The sequence below is a fragment of the Candidatus Latescibacter sp. genome (genome assembly GCA_030692375.1).
In the GTDB taxonomy this organism is placed as follows: Bacteria; Latescibacterota; Latescibacteria; order Latescibacterales; family Latescibacteraceae; genus JAUYCD01.
Genome location: JAUYCD010000266.1, coordinates 1 through 16,341, shown reverse-complemented (window position 1 = coordinate 16,341; position 16,341 = coordinate 1). Strand labels below are relative to the sequence as shown.

Annotated in this window: 14 protein-coding genes and 1 other RNA gene; 1 reads left to right on the top strand and 14 read right to left on the bottom strand. The window is 52.3% G+C overall.

The features are described from left to right. Positions 1–390 precede the first annotated feature (390 nt). Positions 391–963, top strand: coding sequence for a transposase (locus tag Q8O92_16330; protein MDP2984887.1), 573 nt, complete (start codon positions 391–393; stop codon positions 961–963). 686 nt (positions 964–1,649) lie between these two features. On the opposite strand, the gene Q8O92_16325 is transcribed toward Q8O92_16330, so the two are convergent. The 14 genes from Q8O92_16325 to Q8O92_16260 all read right to left on the bottom strand — a co-directional run. Continuing rightward, positions 1,650–2,411, bottom strand: a complete 762-nt coding sequence (locus tag Q8O92_16325; protein ID MDP2984886.1) for a geranylgeranylglyceryl/heptaprenylglyceryl phosphate synthase — start codon at positions 2,409–2,411, stop codon at positions 1,650–1,652. 3 nt (positions 2,412–2,414) lie between these two features. After that, positions 2,415–5,069: an alanine--tRNA ligase gene (gene alaS / locus Q8O92_16320; GenBank protein MDP2984885.1), complete on the bottom strand. Its 2,655-nt coding sequence runs from the start codon at positions 5,067–5,069 to the stop codon at positions 2,415–2,417. 38 nt (positions 5,070–5,107) lie between these two features. Then, positions 5,108–6,151, bottom strand: a complete 1,044-nt coding sequence (gene recA / locus Q8O92_16315; protein MDP2984884.1) for a recombinase RecA — start codon at positions 6,149–6,151, stop codon at positions 5,108–5,110. A 304-nt stretch (positions 6,152–6,455) separates the two neighbouring features. After that, positions 6,456–7,016: an RNA 2',3'-cyclic phosphodiesterase gene (thpR, locus tag Q8O92_16310; protein ID MDP2984883.1), complete on the bottom strand. Its 561-nt coding sequence runs from the start codon at positions 7,014–7,016 to the stop codon at positions 6,456–6,458. A 3-nt stretch (positions 7,017–7,019) separates the two neighbouring features. Then, a complete protein-coding gene (locus Q8O92_16305; protein ID MDP2984882.1) occupies positions 7,020–8,249 on the bottom strand; it encodes a competence/damage-inducible protein A in 1,230 nt (409 codons plus the stop codon). Beyond that, a complete protein-coding gene (locus tag Q8O92_16300; protein MDP2984881.1) occupies positions 8,246–8,758 on the bottom strand; it encodes a phosphatidylglycerophosphatase A in 513 nt (170 codons plus the stop codon). The genes Q8O92_16305 and Q8O92_16300 overlap by 4 nt, the downstream gene beginning before the upstream one ends. Before the next feature lie 41 nt (positions 8,759–8,799). Next, on the bottom strand, positions 8,800–9,390 hold the full coding sequence (gene pgsA / locus Q8O92_16295) for a CDP-diacylglycerol--glycerol-3-phosphate 3-phosphatidyltransferase (protein MDP2984880.1): 591 nt from the start codon (positions 9,388–9,390) through the stop codon (positions 8,800–8,802). A 205-nt stretch (positions 9,391–9,595) separates the two neighbouring features. Continuing rightward, the gene (gene recR, locus Q8O92_16290) at positions 9,596–10,192 is read right to left on the bottom strand and encodes a recombination mediator RecR (protein ID MDP2984879.1); all 597 of its coding nucleotides are present in this window, start codon (positions 10,190–10,192) and stop codon (positions 9,596–9,598) included. Between the two features lie 166 nt (positions 10,193–10,358). Then, entirely contained in the window at positions 10,359–10,685 is a 327-nt protein-coding gene (locus Q8O92_16285) for a YbaB/EbfC family nucleoid-associated protein (protein MDP2984878.1), read from the bottom strand. Beyond that, the gene (dnaX, locus tag Q8O92_16280; protein MDP2984877.1) at positions 10,686–12,347 is read right to left on the bottom strand and encodes a DNA polymerase III subunit gamma/tau; all 1,662 of its coding nucleotides are present in this window, start codon (positions 12,345–12,347) and stop codon (positions 10,686–10,688) included. 185 nt (positions 12,348–12,532) lie between these two features. Then, positions 12,533–12,934, bottom strand: coding sequence for a HEPN domain-containing protein (locus Q8O92_16275; GenBank protein MDP2984876.1), 402 nt, complete (start codon positions 12,932–12,934; stop codon positions 12,533–12,535). Further along, positions 12,921–13,238, bottom strand: coding sequence for a nucleotidyltransferase domain-containing protein (locus Q8O92_16270; protein ID MDP2984875.1), 318 nt, complete (start codon positions 13,236–13,238; stop codon positions 12,921–12,923). The genes Q8O92_16275 and Q8O92_16270 overlap by 14 nt, the downstream gene beginning before the upstream one ends. A 41-nt stretch (positions 13,239–13,279) precedes the next feature. Then, an RNA gene (ffs, locus tag Q8O92_16265) (signal recognition particle sRNA large type) lies at positions 13,280–13,547 on the bottom strand. Between the two features lie 97 nt (positions 13,548–13,644). Further along, positions 13,645–16,341: hypothetical protein (locus tag Q8O92_16260; GenBank protein ID MDP2984874.1), on the bottom strand; the 2,697-nt coding region annotated here is incomplete at its 5' end.

Here is a 16,341-nt window from a genome sequence, read left to right as displayed (position 1 = left end):
TATGAGGAAAGAAAGTTGCCAGGTTGGAAACATCACATGATAAATTGTAGGTTGGCACACTTCTTCCTCTGGCATCTTAAGATCAGACTTGGGGAAAAAAGCACCATCTATTACTTTATTGCAGCTTAGGATGTTGCTTAAAGTTGTATTACCATTGAAAGTATTCAAAACTGAGGAAGTAATTGAGTTAGTACGTTGGGTGCAAATAAAAAATCATCGCGCATATTTATCTCATAGAAAGAAAAAAATCAATGAATATCTATAAATGTCGTTGTAGGGCTAGTTACAAAAAGCGTGTGCAAAAGCTGTTTGAATCTGCAAACATCAAACTAGACTCTGTATGAATTGTATCGATCGATCAAGGGCTTTTTTACTGAGGATCACCGTTTCATGTTGCAGATGCTCTTATCCACTATTTCATCACTTGAAGACACGATTGCATCACTCGATCAACGAATCGACAGTCTTATGGCCAAACATAAAGAACTTCTTGAACGTTTAAAAGAAGTACCGGGAATCGCAGACATATCCGCTCGAGACATCATCGCCGAAATAGGAACTACCCTTGATGCATTTCCAAGCGAAGCGGCGCTTGCTTCATGGTGTGGTCTCTGTCCCGGCAACAATGAAAGCGCCAATAAACGGAAAAGTAGCAAAAATCACACCTGGAAAAATCATTTGAAACCAATCATGACGGAAGTTGCACAGTCCGCCTCTCGAACAAAAAACACGTATTATAAAGAGAAATTCCACCGTCTCAATGCAAGACGAGGATATAAAAAAGCGATTGTCGCAATAGCTCACCGAATTATGAACGCTATCTTTCATATTATTAAAGATGGCGTCCGCTACAAAGAATTGGGAATGGACTACTTGGATAAAAAAACAAAAATATCAAAACTTCATCGATTACAAAAACAAGCCGAATCTCTCGGATTCAATTTGGTTCCTATTACCGTATAATGACCATTGTGATTTACTCAATTTGAAGTGTGACATAGAAAAAAAGGTCGTTCCCCAACTGAAGCCTTGAGCGCGTTTATTAACATGACCCGTCAGCTTGGCACAACAAATTGTCGGCGCCTTCTGGTGACCACGGAGATAAAACTTCTTACCCTTGCTGACACATACTATGTCATACATCAAAAAATAGCTTCCACCTCTTATCCAAAGGATTATTCATGAAGTAAATCAATCATTATTTGTTTGTTATTGGCCAATTCATCTTCTTGTGAATAACTGGCATTGTATACTTTTGTGCTTTTTTACTGTTTTATTTTCAGATAAAGGGGATTAAATATGCCCCTGCAAATATGTCCCCCCCAACCTGGCGGAGCCAGAACCAAAATATTTGGTGATATTTATGATACAACATAATATGTTGTCGTTCAATCTATTGCCTTCTTAAATCTCCAAATTCTGTGCTTCAAACACAGAATTTAACTCATAAGAGATTAACAAGGGGGGTAGGGGGGATTAACCTTTCGGATGATCACCTTAGCTTACTTAACGACATAACCGTATACAATGATGTTGTTGCGCAATTAGATCCTGAAACGAGTTCAGGATGACACGTGTCATGCCGAACTTGTTGCCGCTTCGCGGGAACGATGCAAGCGCAGCGCATCATTTAGCAACCGTTTCGGCATCTATTTCCTGTGAGCCGCATTCACCAGAGCTTTAAGGCTTCCCATTTCCATGCTGTGTTCAAGATGGTTGCCGATCACCACGAACGAAGCCCCGGAAGCCACTTTGGCCGCCACTGTCTCCGGGGTTCTGATTCCGCCTCCCACCATCACCGGAATATTGACCCCTGATGAAACGACCCTGATCATCTCGTCGGGAACCGGACGAACGGCGCCGCTTCCCGCTTCAAGATAGATGAGTTTCATGCCGAAGATTTCAGCAGCCATGGCGTGGGCGAGTGCAATCTCCGGTTTATCGGGAGGAAGCGGCTTGGTATTGGACATGAACTCAACCGAGGTGGTTTTTCCCGACTCTACGAGGAGATAGGCGGTAGATATGGCTTCGAGGCGGAAGCTTTTGATGAGAGGCGCGCTGCGCACCTGCTCGCCGATGATGAATTCCGGGTTGCGGCCGGAAAGGAGAGAGAGAAAGAGAATGGCGTCTGCCTTGGAAGTAACCTGAGATTTCTCGCCGGGGAAAATAATAACCGGTATATCGACAGCCGATTTCACCGATTCGACCGCTTCCTCGAATCCCCCGTCCATCATGATGCTGGCCCCGATGAGAATAGCATCCACACCGGCGTCGCGGCACTGTTTTGCCTGTTCGGTCACCACAAGGGGAGCAGAGCGGTCCGGATCGATCAATACCAGAAAACCGGCGCCGTGTTTTTTTCTGATGTCCATCAGGTACTGGTAGACCGACAGGGTCTTATCGAACGGCATGACTCATTCCTTTGCCAGTTCACCAACTATTGAAGGGGCGGAGGCAAGCGCCTCGGCGAGCTTTTCCGGGTCTTTCACGCCGGCCATGGCCATATGCGGTCTGCCGCCGCCGGACCCTCCCACCTTTTCTGCCACCCTGCGGACGATGTCGCCGGCTTTCAGTCCTCGGCTCCTGATGATATCATCGGTAACCACAACCACAACTGAGACTTTCCCGCCGATTTCCGCTCCGAGGATTCCCACTCCGCTGCCGATTTTTTCCCGAACCGTGTCGGCCATGGTTTTGAGCTCTTCCACATCATCCGCTTCCACTTTGCCCGCGGCTACTTTTATCCCTTTGACCTCGACCGCGCCGGAAAGAATATCGGGGCCGCCGCCGAAACCGCCGCCGGATTTAATTCGTTTCACCTGTTTTTCCAATTCCCGGACTTTGATAGATAGAGCCTCCACCCTTTCGCCGACTTCATCTGGCGAAGCATTGAGCATCCTTGAGAGATCGCGGGCAAGGACATGTTCCCTGTGAATGAGCTGCCAGGTCCGCGTGCCGGTGACGGCTTCTATGCGCCGTATTCCAGCCGCAACCGATGATTCGGAAACGATGCGGAAGGGACCGATACGGCCGGTTCTGGTCACATGGGTTCCCCCGCACAGCTCAAGGGATATTTCATCCATTTTGAGGAGACGCACCACATCGCCGTACTTCTCCTCGAAGAGGCTCATGGCGCCGAAGGAGCGGGCCTCATCCAGTGTGGTCTGAATCACGGCGACCGGGTAATCCTCCATAATCGAACGGTTCACAAACTCCTCCACCGCCTCGATCTCTTCGGGTGACACCGCGGAGAAGTGATTGAAATCGAAACGCAGCCTCTCGGAATCCACCGCCGAACCGGACTGTCGGACATGAGAACCGAGCACCCGTCGCAGCCCGGACTGAAGAAGGTGGGTTGCCGAATGGTTGCGCTCGGTGCTGCGGCGTTTGTCGGCGTCGATTGCCAGCCTGGCGGGATGGGCGGCAAGTTTTTCCAGGGAAACAGCCCCCCTTCCGGTCTCACATAGATGAACCCGCCCGACTCCCGAATAATCACGGACATCCTTCACCACAAGCGTGAACGAATCATCATAGGGAGTGATCGCACCGGTATCGCTCGCCTGGCCGCCTGACAGGGCATAGAACGGGGTGCGGTCGAAAACCAGCTCGAACCGGCCTTCCTCCTCACGGTAACGGACGAGAACTGCCAGAGCGGCATCCAACTCGTATCCGACAAACAGACTGCTATCCGTATCAAGATTTCCGGTTTCCGTCCAGGGGCCGCCTTCCTCGCGGACAGCGGCAAACGATGACGCCTCGCGGGCGCGGATTCGCTGAGCTTCCATGGCTTTTTCAAAACCCGTCATATCCACTGTCATGTTCTTTTCTTCGGCCATGATACGGGTAAGATCCACCGGGAATCCATAGGTATCATAGAGCCGGAATGCGTCATCGCCGCCGATGACCAGTTCGCCGTTGGCAGCGACCTCTTTCACCAGACGGTCAAAGAGATCGATTCCCTGATCGAGGGTTTTGAGGAAACGTTCCTCCTCGCCTTTTATAACCAGGGAAATGTATTCTGCATGGTCGCTGATTTCCGGGTAAGCGCCGCTCATCTGATCCACCACATCGCTCACCAGCCGGTAAAGAAGCGGCTCATGGACGCCAAGCTCCCGCAGATAACGCGACCCCCTCCGTAATATACGCCGGAGAACATAGCCTCTCCCCTCGTTGGAAGGCAAGGCGCCGTCGGCTATGGCGAAAGTAAGCGTGCGAACATGGTCGGCGGCGACCCGGAAAGGCATGCCGGTTTTCTCATCGTACGTCTTTCCGGTGAATTCCTCCACCCGGTTCACCAGCCTGCCGAGTATGTCGGTTTCGAATATATTCTCCCGCTTCTGCTTGATCATGGCCATGCGCTCCAACCCGAGACCGGTATCTATGGAAGGCTTGGGGAGCGGATTCATCTCCCCGGTTTCGTCCCGGTTGTGCTGCATGAATACCAGGTTCCAGAGCTCGAGAAAACGCGGAGCGTTGATCGCCAGCGATTCATAGGGATCGTCGGGGCCGTACTGACTGCCCCTGTCTATGTAAATCTCGGAACAGGGACCGCAGGGACCGGTCGGCCCCATGCTCCAGAAATTCTCTTCGTCCCCCTTCTCGATATTCCCGAACCGGAGAATTCGCTTGTCCGGAACACCGATGGTTTTGTGCCAGATGGCATATGCCTCGTCATCGGTGGAATAGATACTGACATACAGATCATCGGGATCGAGCTTCATCTCCCCGGTCATGAATTCCCAGGCGAATCCGAGGGCCCCTTCCTTGAAATAATCCCCGAAGGAAAAATTCCCCAGCATTTCGAGAAATGTGCCGTGACGGGTTGTTCTGCCAACCTCGTCCAGGTCGTTATGCTTGCCGCCGGCACGTATGCAGCGCTGGCAGGTGGCGGCGCGGACGTAATCACGTTTTTCACGGCCGAGGAATACATCCTTGAACTGGTTCATCCCGGCATTGGTAAACATGAGAGTCGGGTCGCCCCAGGGAATGACCGGCGAGCTGGATACTCTGGTATGTCCTTTTCGTTCAAAAAAGCTGAGAAAACGCTCCCGAATCTCATTTGAAGTCATGCATCGGCTCCCATCTTTCAGGGCAGGGGGTTTCAGTGTTATTCTTCGACCGGTTCAACCTTGACCCGCAGCGGCACTTCGAGCTTCTCCCTGATCCGGGCGATTATCCGTTCACGGATATCGGGGTGTTCACGCAGAAAAACCCGGGCGTTCTCTCTTCCCTGGCCGAGGCGGTTTCCCTCATAGGAGAACCAGGTTCCGGATTTTTCAATAATTCCCAGGTCAGAACCAAGGTCAATGGCGTCGCCTTCGGCGCTGATACCGGAGCCATCGAACATGATATCGAATTCTGCGGATTTGAACGGGGCGGCCAGCTTGTTTTTCACTACTTTCACCTTGGCGCGCATGCCGGTGACTTCCTCGCGGTCCTTGAGAGTCGCCACACGACGGATTTCCAGCCGCATGGAAGAATAAAACTTAAGAGCATTCCCCCCGGAAGTGGTTTCTGGGTTGCCGAACATGATCCCTATCTTGTGGCGAATCTGGTTGATGAAAATCACACAGGTACGTGATCTGGCGATATGGCCAGTGAGTTTCCGGAGCGCCTGGCTCATGAGGCGAGCCTGGAGTCCCATATGTGTATCTCCCATGTCTCCTTCCAACTCAGCCCGTGGAACCAGAGCGGCCACCGAATCGATCACGATGACATCTATCGCGCCGGACCTTATCAAAGTATCGGCTATTTCCAGGGCATCCTCGCCGCAGTCGGGCTGGCTGATGAGCAGATTGTCAACATCCACTCCCATAGTCCGGGCATACCCGGCATCGAGGGCATGTTCGGCATCGATGTATGCCGCATACCCACCGTTTTTGTGCGCCTGGGCAACGACACTGAGAGCCAGGGTGGTCTTGCCGGAGGATTCCGGCCCGAAGAGCTCGATGACCCTTCCGCGCGGCACTCCGCCAATCCCCAGAGCGTAATCCAACGCGATCGAGCCGGTGGGAATGATCTCGGCTTCAACTTTCATCGAATCATCGCCCAGTTTCATGATCGAGCCGCGCCCGAACTGTTTCTCGATCTGACCGATGGCCAATTCGAGCGATTTTGTTTTGTTGTTGACCTCACCATCCGTTTTAGGCATGATGGTCTCCTTTCATTCTATACTGAAGAACTCCCGAACGGTTTTCAGGAATTTTGATAAACTGAATTTTCAAAAGGTTTCTTCACATACTGCTTAAGGTATGATAATCCGGTAAAAAATTGTTACAAAGTTTTCATTTCTTTCGAAACCTCACCCGGCCTTTGGCCACCCTCTCCTAGTCAGAAGAGGGTAAAGACCTGGCTCGCCGTGAGTTACCCCCTCTCCTGACTAGGAGAGGGGGATAGGGGGTGAGGTTTATAAAGCTGAGTAGGGAGGTAATATTTCCTTTTTGCCAGATCATCTTTTAAATCGCCTGACTATTCTTAAACTCCGATTCAGATATTTTTTCATAGATCGGCCCTTCCGGAGTAAGAGTACTTTTCATTACCGCCAGGCGGGACACAGTGAACATGACCGATTCAAAATCAGGCAGGTTGTCCGGTACTGTCACCTTCATAAATTTTTTCACCCGCCCGATGGTCAGGTGGGGCGAGAAAGTTTTGGCCTCACGGTCAAAGCCGTACTGTTCGAAACAACGTTCCATGTCCTGGTAAAGGTCGAGCAGGGTATCCTTTCCGCTGTCGACGCCGATCCAGACCACTTTCGGCTTATATTCGGAGGGGAAGAATCCGGTATCTGAAAGCCCCAGGGCGAACGGGCTGAATTCGTTTGCCACATTTTCCACACATTCTTTGATATTCCTGATATCGGAATTCTTCAATTCCCCGAGAAATTTAATGGTGAAATGGAGATTTTGCGGCTCTACCCATTTGACGTCCTTCATGCAATCTTTAATTGAATTGATATACTCTCCGACTGCCTGCCGAATTTCTTTCGGTATTTCTACCGCTATGAATGTCCTCATAATTCAATAATCTCTTTTTACATGTAACCTGAGGATGTCCAGAACAGCCTGCGACATCCTGCTCTTGTTAATGACCCTATCCTCGACAAACTGCAGCTTCTGTGTCTCCGTTCCACGGGCTGTGGAATATCCGGCGAACATCAACCCGACAGGTTTTTCCATGCTTCCGCCGCCCGGACCGGCTATCCCGGTGGTTGAGATACCGATATCGGCGCCACTCATTCTCCGGATTCCTTCCGCCATCGCTCCCGCCGTTTCCGCCGAGACTGCGCCATAGGAGCGAATAAGGTGTTCATTAATTCCCAAAACTCCCTGTTTCGATTCGTTTGAATAGGTAACCACACCGCAGAGAAAATAGTCCGAAGACCCGGGAATATTGGTGATTCTATGGGCGATCAGCCCTCCGGTGCAGGATTCGGCGATTCCCAGGGTCAGCTTTCTTTCGACAAGCAGCTTCCCCACCACCTGTTCGAGAAGCTCGCCGGCTGTCGAAAATACTACATCCCCGAGAATCTCCGTAATTCCGGCCTGAAGAGCGAGAGCGCCGAGCGGAGCGCCGACGGGAGTGCGAATGCTGACCGTTATTCCCTCCGGGCCGGGGTAAAAAGCCAGGTAATCCTTTGCGCCGGGCAGGTGCTTTACTTTGTCGAAAAGCTCCGACTCGCTGATGCCTGTTACCTGCACAATGGCGGTTTCGATGTAAGCCGATTCAAAGGAGGCGGTTATTTCCGGCAGAATCGCGGTTTCGAACATTGTCCGCATCTCCGACGGCACCCCCGGCATGAGATAGACCAGCTTTCCCCCCGATTCCAGGCGGATTCCCGGAGCGGTGCCCACCGGGTTACGGATAGGGGCCGCTCCTTCCGGGATATATGCCTGTTTACGGTTCGAATCGCTCATAAACCGTCTTCGGCGCCGGAATAATTCCTCGATATCTCTAAAGACGCCTTCATCGAATACCAGTTTTCTCCCGAATGCCCCGGCAGCCGCCTCAACAGTGATATCATCGGAAGTCGGCCCCAGACCGCCGGTCACCAGTACAACATCTGCCCGTCCGTGCGCAACGTGCAGCGCCGCGACGAGGTCATTCATCACATCCCCGGCCACACTGATGAATCGGACCGGAAATCCTTTCCCGGCCAGGCTGTTCACCAGATAGATCGAGTTTTTATCGATCGTTCGTCCGGAAAGAATCTCGTTTCCAACAATCAGTATCTCAATGTCCGGCGTCACAGAATCCCCGGGAAAAAATATATAAATAATCGAACCAGAATATTCGCATACACTCCGGCAATCAGATCATCCGCCATCACTCCCCATCCTCCCGGCAATCTTTCAGACCACCGGACCGGCGGAGGTTTCAGGATATCGAAAACCCTGAACAGGAAAAAACCCGCCCCAACAGTATACAAATTAATCGGCGCCCAGGCCAGAGCCGCCATCATGCCGACAACTTCATCAATAACCACCCGGCCCGGATCATGTCCCCAGTACTTTTCCGCCCGTCCCGCCGACCAGACCCCGACAAGAAAAAGAGGCGGCAGGGTGAACCATAGCGCGGGAAAGCAGTTTTTCGGAAGAAGCAGGCACAGCGCCGGCCCCCAGAGGGATCCGGCAGTTCCCTGCGCCGCCGGAAGATAGCCTACATAAAGACCGCTCGCTATCCCCCGGGCAAGGAAACCGGTAAACCCGTCTCCGGCCGTTGCTTCTTTCGCGGTAACCGATTTTTTGACTATTTTCATGGTTTAAAAGCAACGTTCAGAAAACAAATGCTTCCCCTTTGCTATGTTTTTACCGGATGACCACGAAACAAGTATCTGAACCACGAATAAAGTGTGAATATAACGGCTACAGAAAGAAGAATGTTAAACAAAATCTTATAGGCATTGAAATCAGTCAGCGGTCCCGTGTATCCGAAATGCCGGATTACTATCCGCGCCCCGCTCAATACGATGATGGTGATGATGACGGTCAGTTGGATGGTGGTTTTCAGCTTGGCATTCTCGGAAGTTTTCAGCTCTTTACCTTCTTTGATGGCAATAATACGCATTACAGTCACCCAGACATCACGGACCACAATAACTCCCACCAGCCAGAAATTCACCAGCTCCATGAACGCGAACTGGGCAAGCGCCCCAATCACGAGAAACTTGTCGGCCAGAGGGTCCATGAACTTTCCGAACCGCGTGACTTCCTTGCGGCTTCGCGCCAGACGGCCGTCGTAGAGATCGGTTATCGCCGCTATGATAAACACAAAGAGCGCCAGGATCGCCATATCCCAGGTACGGTGGGAGAAAAGCCAGAGATAAAGAGGCACAAGCGCTATACGCAATGTGGTCAGCATATTGGCCAGAGTCAGTATTTCATTTCTCATAATAACTCAATCCGTTATATTTTTTAGTGACCCATTTCCGTAACGCATAATTCTGAATAGATGCCGAAACAAGTTCGGCATGACACGTGTCATCCTGAACTCGTTGCCGCTTCGCGGGAACGATAAAACCGTTTCAGGATCTAAAAGTGTGATTACAGCGCAATATTTTCAAAAATACTTACCAGATGACATAAGCGGAAGGTTTCTATTTAATCTCCAGCCGTCCCTCCAGAGAGCGGGCCAGAGTTACCTTGTCAGCCAGCTCCAGGTCTCCGCCGACCGGCAGTCCCCGTGCGATCCGTGAGACCCGCACTCCTGATTTCGCAAGATGACCTGCAATAAAGGCGGCTGTCGCTTCTCCTTCCACTGTCGGATTGGTCGCCATGATGACCTCGGTCACCGTTTCGTCGAGCCTGTCCGCCAGTTCACGGATTCGTATATCGTCCGGACCGATATTATCCAGGGGTGAAAGCGCCCCACCGAGCACGTGGTATACTCCTCGGAAAATACCCGCTTTCTCCAGGGCATTCACATCCGAAGGATTTTCCACCACGCAGATGACCGACCGGTCACGTTTCGGATCGGTACAGATGGCGCAGGGATCAATCTCGGTCAGGTTGAAACAGATCGAGCAGTAAGTGACCTTGTTCTTTACATCTTCCACCGCTCGTGCCAGCCGCAGCGCCGACTCGCGGTCCATTTTCATGATATGGAACGCCAGCCTCTGCGCAGTTTTTTTCCCGATGCCCGGCAGTTCGGCCAGCTTATCCACCAGTGTATCGAATACCCCTTTTTCCTGCATGAGGGAAATACCTCAAAAAATCATAAATTTGGAGTAGATGCCGAAACAAGTTCGGCATGACGTCATCCTCTATTTGTAATAGATGCCGAAACGGTTTCATCGTTCCCGCGAAGTGGCAACAAGTTCGGCATGTCACGTGTCATCCTGAACTCGTTTCAGGATCCATTTATCCCAATCCGGGAATTCCCAGGCCCCCGATGCCTCCGGGCATGATTTTCCCCATCTCGGCTTCCATCATTACCTGTGCATTCTCACGGGCGTTGGCGATGGCCGCAACGATAAGGTCTTCAAGAAGCTCGATGTCCTGGGGATCGACCACTTCGGGATCGATCTTTATCGAGACAATTTCCTGACGGCCGTTGGCGATCACCTTGACCATTCCCCCGCCGGCGGAACCTTCCACCGTTTTTTTGCTCAATTCTTCCTGCAGCTCAAGCATCTGCTTCTGAAGCTTCTGTGCCTGCTTGACCATATCTCCGAAGCCTTTACCCATTTATTCCCTCCATGAATCACTGATTTCCCCTTCGAATCGTTCGAGAATGTCCCCGATAATCGGTTCCCGCGAAATCAGATCGTCGATTTCATTATTCTTTTTTTTCGCCGCACCTGATCGGCGGACGAAAACATGCACAGCAACTTTCATCCCCAGAATCGTGCCTATTATCTCTTCGATATCGGCGGAGTATTCCGCACAGGTTTTCATCTGGAATTCCTGACCGGCATTGAACCGTACAGCAAGTTTCCCTTTTTCAAAACTCTCAGGTACACCTAAAGCGAGCACAGGCCCGATAGCCGGTTTCTGGATGCTGACCCGGTCGGTAATGTATTTCCATGAGGAGGATATGGAGTCGATATCCGGGGCTATTTTCGGAAAGTCGGGCTTTTCCTCCGATTTCTCGAATAAATCGGCATCTGCCTTCTTTTCCGCGGCCTCTTGAGCACTGCCGGAAGCAACAATCGCTCTTGCTGATGTTCCGGAAGTATCGCCGGGCTGCGGGAGAGGAATCGGCGCTCCCGTAAGAGCGGATTCGCCCCCGAGCAGCTCGAACAGGCGTTTAAGCTCCACTGTGGTTTCCATCACAGCCATCCGCGCAAGGGCTACTTCGATGCGAAGCACCGGCATGACCGCTGCATAGCCCAGGGAAGATTCAACATCGGTCACCATGGTAATCATGCGGATTATATCGCCCTGCTCGAACCAGCCGGACTGGGTCCGGATGCGCCCTTTCATATCATCGGAAAGGGGAATCTGGTCTATTCCACCCTTGAATTTGGCATAAAGGAGATCGCGCAGGTGACCAAGCAGTCCTTCGACAAATTCTTTCAAATCTCCGCCCTGTTCATGGTATACGGTAAACAGTTCGAGGACGCCCCGGGTATCCCGCTCATGGCACCGGTCGATCATGCCGAAGAACACCTCATGGTCGGCCAGCCCGAGAATCTCGTTCACATCAGCCACAGAGATGCTTGCTCCGCGGGAAGCCTTGAGCTGTTCCAGTATGCTTTCACCGTCGCGCATGGCGCCGGAAGCCCGGCGGGCAATCAGCATAAGGGCGGATTCATCTGCGGTGATGCTGTCCGTTTCGGCAATTTTTTTCAGCTTTCCGGCAATCTCCTGAACCGAGAGACGGCGGAAATCAAACCTCTGGCACCGCGACAGAATGGTCGCCGGAATCTTTTGCGGCTCGGTGGTGGCAAACACGAACATTACACCGGGAGGTGGTTCTTCGAGAGTTTTCAGAAGAGCATTGAACGCTTCTTTAGAGAGCATATGCACTTCATCTATGATGTACATCTTGTAACGGCTTAGGCTGTGGTAACTCACATTGGAAATCAATTCGCGGGCGTCATCCACCGAATTATTGGATGCGCCGTCCATTTCCAGTATATCCATTGAAGCGCCGGACTGGATGCTCAGGCAGGTGGGACATTCGTTGCAGGGCTCTTCCGCCAGTCCTTTTTCACAGTTGAGGGCTTTGGCGAAAATGCGCGCCACGGTCGTTTTTCCCACCCCCCTGGGGCCGCTGAAAAGATATGCATGACCGATATTGCCGCTCTTTATAGCGTTTTGCAACGTTTCGGTAACATGTTTCTGGGAAACAACTTCGCGGAAAAACTGCGGCCGCCATTTTCTTGCAGTGACGATATAGGACATTTTTCTCTATCTGTTGGTGAACCCGCTAAAAAACGGTATTTTAAAAAAACAAAAAACAATTAATATATAGGTTCCTATTTATCAGGACGTGCACCCGTTCTTGACCCATCATCCTCAGGATCCATGAAGCACTAGGCTCCGGCTCTTCATAGGGTGAGTTTATTATAGGGCGGTCAATCGTCGTGCTACTCATAGAGTTGCTCTATAATCCACTCGCGGGTTTTCTCAATCATTTCTGCTACGGTTTGGATGTCAATCAGTGCGATCTCTATATCTTCATAACGGGTAGTAACTGCAAACGGGTTCAGTCTCTTCAATAGGTCTTTGTGAAGCGGCGGCTCGATGTCTTTTTGTGCGAGCAAATCTGCCAACTTTTCCAAATTATGTGTGCGACGGAAGATTACGGCATTCGAGACCAACACAGCCTTAATTACTTTTTCAAGATATTGCTGAGCATGGAAGCAAATACTGGAAATCGGTGCGTCAGGGTGTTGTAACAATACTTCAACGGTTTTCAAATCCCGCTCGGCGGTGCGCAAGAGAGACCGCGCCTCAGCTGTGGCTTGCTGGGGTTTATGGGGTGGCATAAAGCGTCCTCCCTTCCCGTAACGCCCAATAAACAGGGCTTGTACACCAGTCTCGACGCTTCTCCACCTCTACTTCCGAATATACCAGTACATCCACCCCAACGCCAACGTTACCGGCCACTTCTTGCAGGCGGATCATTTCCTCGCCCCGGTTATCCACGCGACGTTCGATAACCATAATATCCATGTCGGAATCTTGGTCGGCGTCACCGCGCCCGTAAGAGCCGAACAGTATCACGCGGCTGGGTTTCGCCGCCGCGACAATGCGTTCTACGACTTCATGCAAAGTTTTTTCATCTATCATTACGCCGCCTCGATCACTTTCATATTCTCAAAAAATACAGGCCGTGCACCCGTTCTTGACCCGACTCCCCGAAGATCCCTGGAGGACAGAACTCCAGCCAAGATGCCCCGCGGCACACGGCGACTATTTCCTGCCGCTGCTATCTTCCGATCCTGACGGGGTCCAGAAACGTTCCGTTGCGCGGGTCCTGGCTTTCAACATCCTGTCCTGAAGTTCAACTAAGGAGAATCTAAGGCCTCGTTCGGGAATTCAACCCCGCTGTAGCGGTTTGCGGGTTACAGGGCACCGCTATCTCCCCATCTAGCACGACCTTAGGTATTTGCCGAAATTACGTGTAAAGCCTTACCTTTAAGATGACATAATTTGACCGGAATGTCAAGCAATAACGTACAGTTTGCTCGTAGCGCTACGGAAGAGTCACCGAATTGTTGCCTTTGGTGATCTCGTTCAGTTTTCCATCCGGATCGATAATAACCCGGCAGCCTTTCACCTGCATGCCTTTGGCAATGGTAAAGACCGCCTCGCTCTTCTTCGGTTTCAGGTCGAGCGGCGCTTTGAGCGCCGGAACCGCAGCTTTCAAAATCTGAACGCCGGACGGATCGACCAGAGCCGCTATGCTGGCAGGCGCATCAACTGAACCGAGGCTGTGCACGGTGACAGTCAGTTTGTTGCCGCTGATGTGCACATTGTCCTTCCCGATGCCGAGATCGGGCCGATCCCAGTAGGGAGTACCCTTCTCCTTCAGCTCCATCTGCACGACGAATGTTCTCCTGGGCGGAAAGGTCAGCGAGAGCCCCTCCGTCCGCTCGAATTTCACCGTGCGCGCGACAATCTGGGCATCCGGGACATCATCGCTGTTAGTGTCGACGCCTTCGGTGACCTCCCAGGTTCCCGGCGCGACATCCCAGCCGGTCATGGAGGCATTGACAGGGTCGTTCGAAATATTGAACACGATGATTTTCAGGGAAGTCTGCGAAGGCTCGGGAACGAGAATCGCCGCATTTTCCGCCCCTTCCGGTTTTTCAAACTTCCAGCTTACCGAATGGTGAGGGAACTGGTTTCCGCGATTGATCGGCGCCCCGCCGAGACGGTTCTGGACAATGCTCCCGTATGTTAGATAGGGGCCGTCATCCCAGGGGAAACCTTCGGTGGCCATGTACATGCGCTGGGCATTGTATTGAATGGCGCCGGCGTAGGAGTCCTCGAGACTGCGCCTGTCCACCGTGCTGCGAACTCTCCGGCCGCCTGGACCGCCCTGAGGCTCGAGATACTTTGCATCCCCGGTCCAGTGATAGAGCACCTGGAAAAGCTCCCCGACAGCGCCGGGGGAGAATAATCTTCCCTCGTCGGTGATGAAATTGATTTCCTGAGGGATGGTCATCCGTCCGCCGTCTTTTTTCGCATGGGACAGATAGCCGTCGGTAACCTCCTGAATCAGCTTTTTCGTGGCCGGATTCCCGTTGAATTCCACCAGGGTCATGCCCGGATGGAGAACTGTGTATGAATACGGGGATGACCAGCACCAGGGATTCTCAGTCGCCTGGAAGGTCGAGGAATAGAACCGCGCGGGGAAATGGCGGTGCCCGGCCTGGTTGACCTTGGCGATATCCGGGTAGCGGGCCGAGGTTTCCATCATGCGCTCGACTATTTTTGGGTCGCCGTACTCGAGGAGCATAAGCTCTGACTGGACATTCGTCCCCTCCTCCGAGACATGGAGGGCGTCGGTTACAATGGTATTGAGGCCGTTGGTGAACATCCCGTTGTTGTAGTAGGCATCCATCAGACGGTGCATGGAATCGGTGAATTTATCCGTATCAACCCCCATGAGGGAAAGCGCGGGAATGCAGTTGGCAAAATCGCCGTCATCGGAGAGGCCGCCCCCGAACTCGCCGTTCTCGATCTGACGGTTATCGATCCACCAGTTGAGGAAATAGCGCCACTGTTTGAGTATCTCGGTCTGGCGGAACGCCCAGAGTGGCACTCCCGCCGGAGCTTTCGGCTGCTCGAACCGGGGCCACCCCTGTTCGCCGTTGTACGAGCTCCAGTAGTACCTTCCGGGCAGGTGATTCGGATTTACACGGAACAGATCATTCATGTCCCGGCTGAAACGTTCGAACTGATCCAGCTTCTTCCGCTGCGGGCCGGTTTCGCTCATGTTTGCGGCGAAATTATCCCGCACCTGGGTGAAACGGTCGATTTCCTGCTCCGCCGCTGCATCCTGGCGCTTCTTTAGTACCAGACGCAGCCTTGTTCCTTCCAGGACCGCAGGCCCGAAATCTGCGCCAGCCCCGGCGATGGTGAGATAGAGGCAGCGGCCTTTGGGGAAAAGACGGTCGCGGGTGTCCAGCCAGATGGTTTTCGCCTCTCCCGGTTTCACCGAGAAGGAAAAATCGATCATGTTCCGGTTCGGCCAGACGGGGTCCTTGAACTGGATATTCAGGGGGAAATATCCACCGTGAGTCGGTTTCACCTGCAAGGCAGGAAGGTCAATGGCGATACCGTCCAGGCAATCGTACATATTTTCCAGCTCAAAATGATAACCTGCATACGCGCCTGCATTCGTACGGGGCCCCTCATCCCGGAATCCGGAAGGAATGAGAACATGAACGAGGGGAAGAGGATTGGTCACGGTCGATTTTACAGGCCGCCGGGGAGCATTATCAGGGAGCGCAACCATGATCTGCCGTTCATCGGGAAGGAAGCGCTTGTCGATATAGTTTCGCAGCTCTGTAAGACAGGGATAGTAGGACGGTTCTGCCTGCCCGGTGAGAGAATAGGAGAGTTTCACGGTTCCTTCCGGCTCAAAGCCGGGGATTACATTATACACCATGAACTCGGCCAGGGGAGTTTCCCGTACCTCGTTGTCGTATCGTACTTTCCCGCCCAGGTAAGTCTTATCGAAGAAATGGAAGGTGCGCTCCTGTCCCCGGGGACGGGTAAGCAGTTTTTCCTCCTGGGTTCTTTGACGTTCGGTGTCCGGAAAAACCCGCATGGCGGTTCCGAAGGCGGCGCCGGTGATTTCGAAATAGTTCCAGGGTTCATCGGGAATGGTATAGGTGATCGATTTGCCGGAGGTTGAATAGCAGTACCAGTCGGGTTCTAT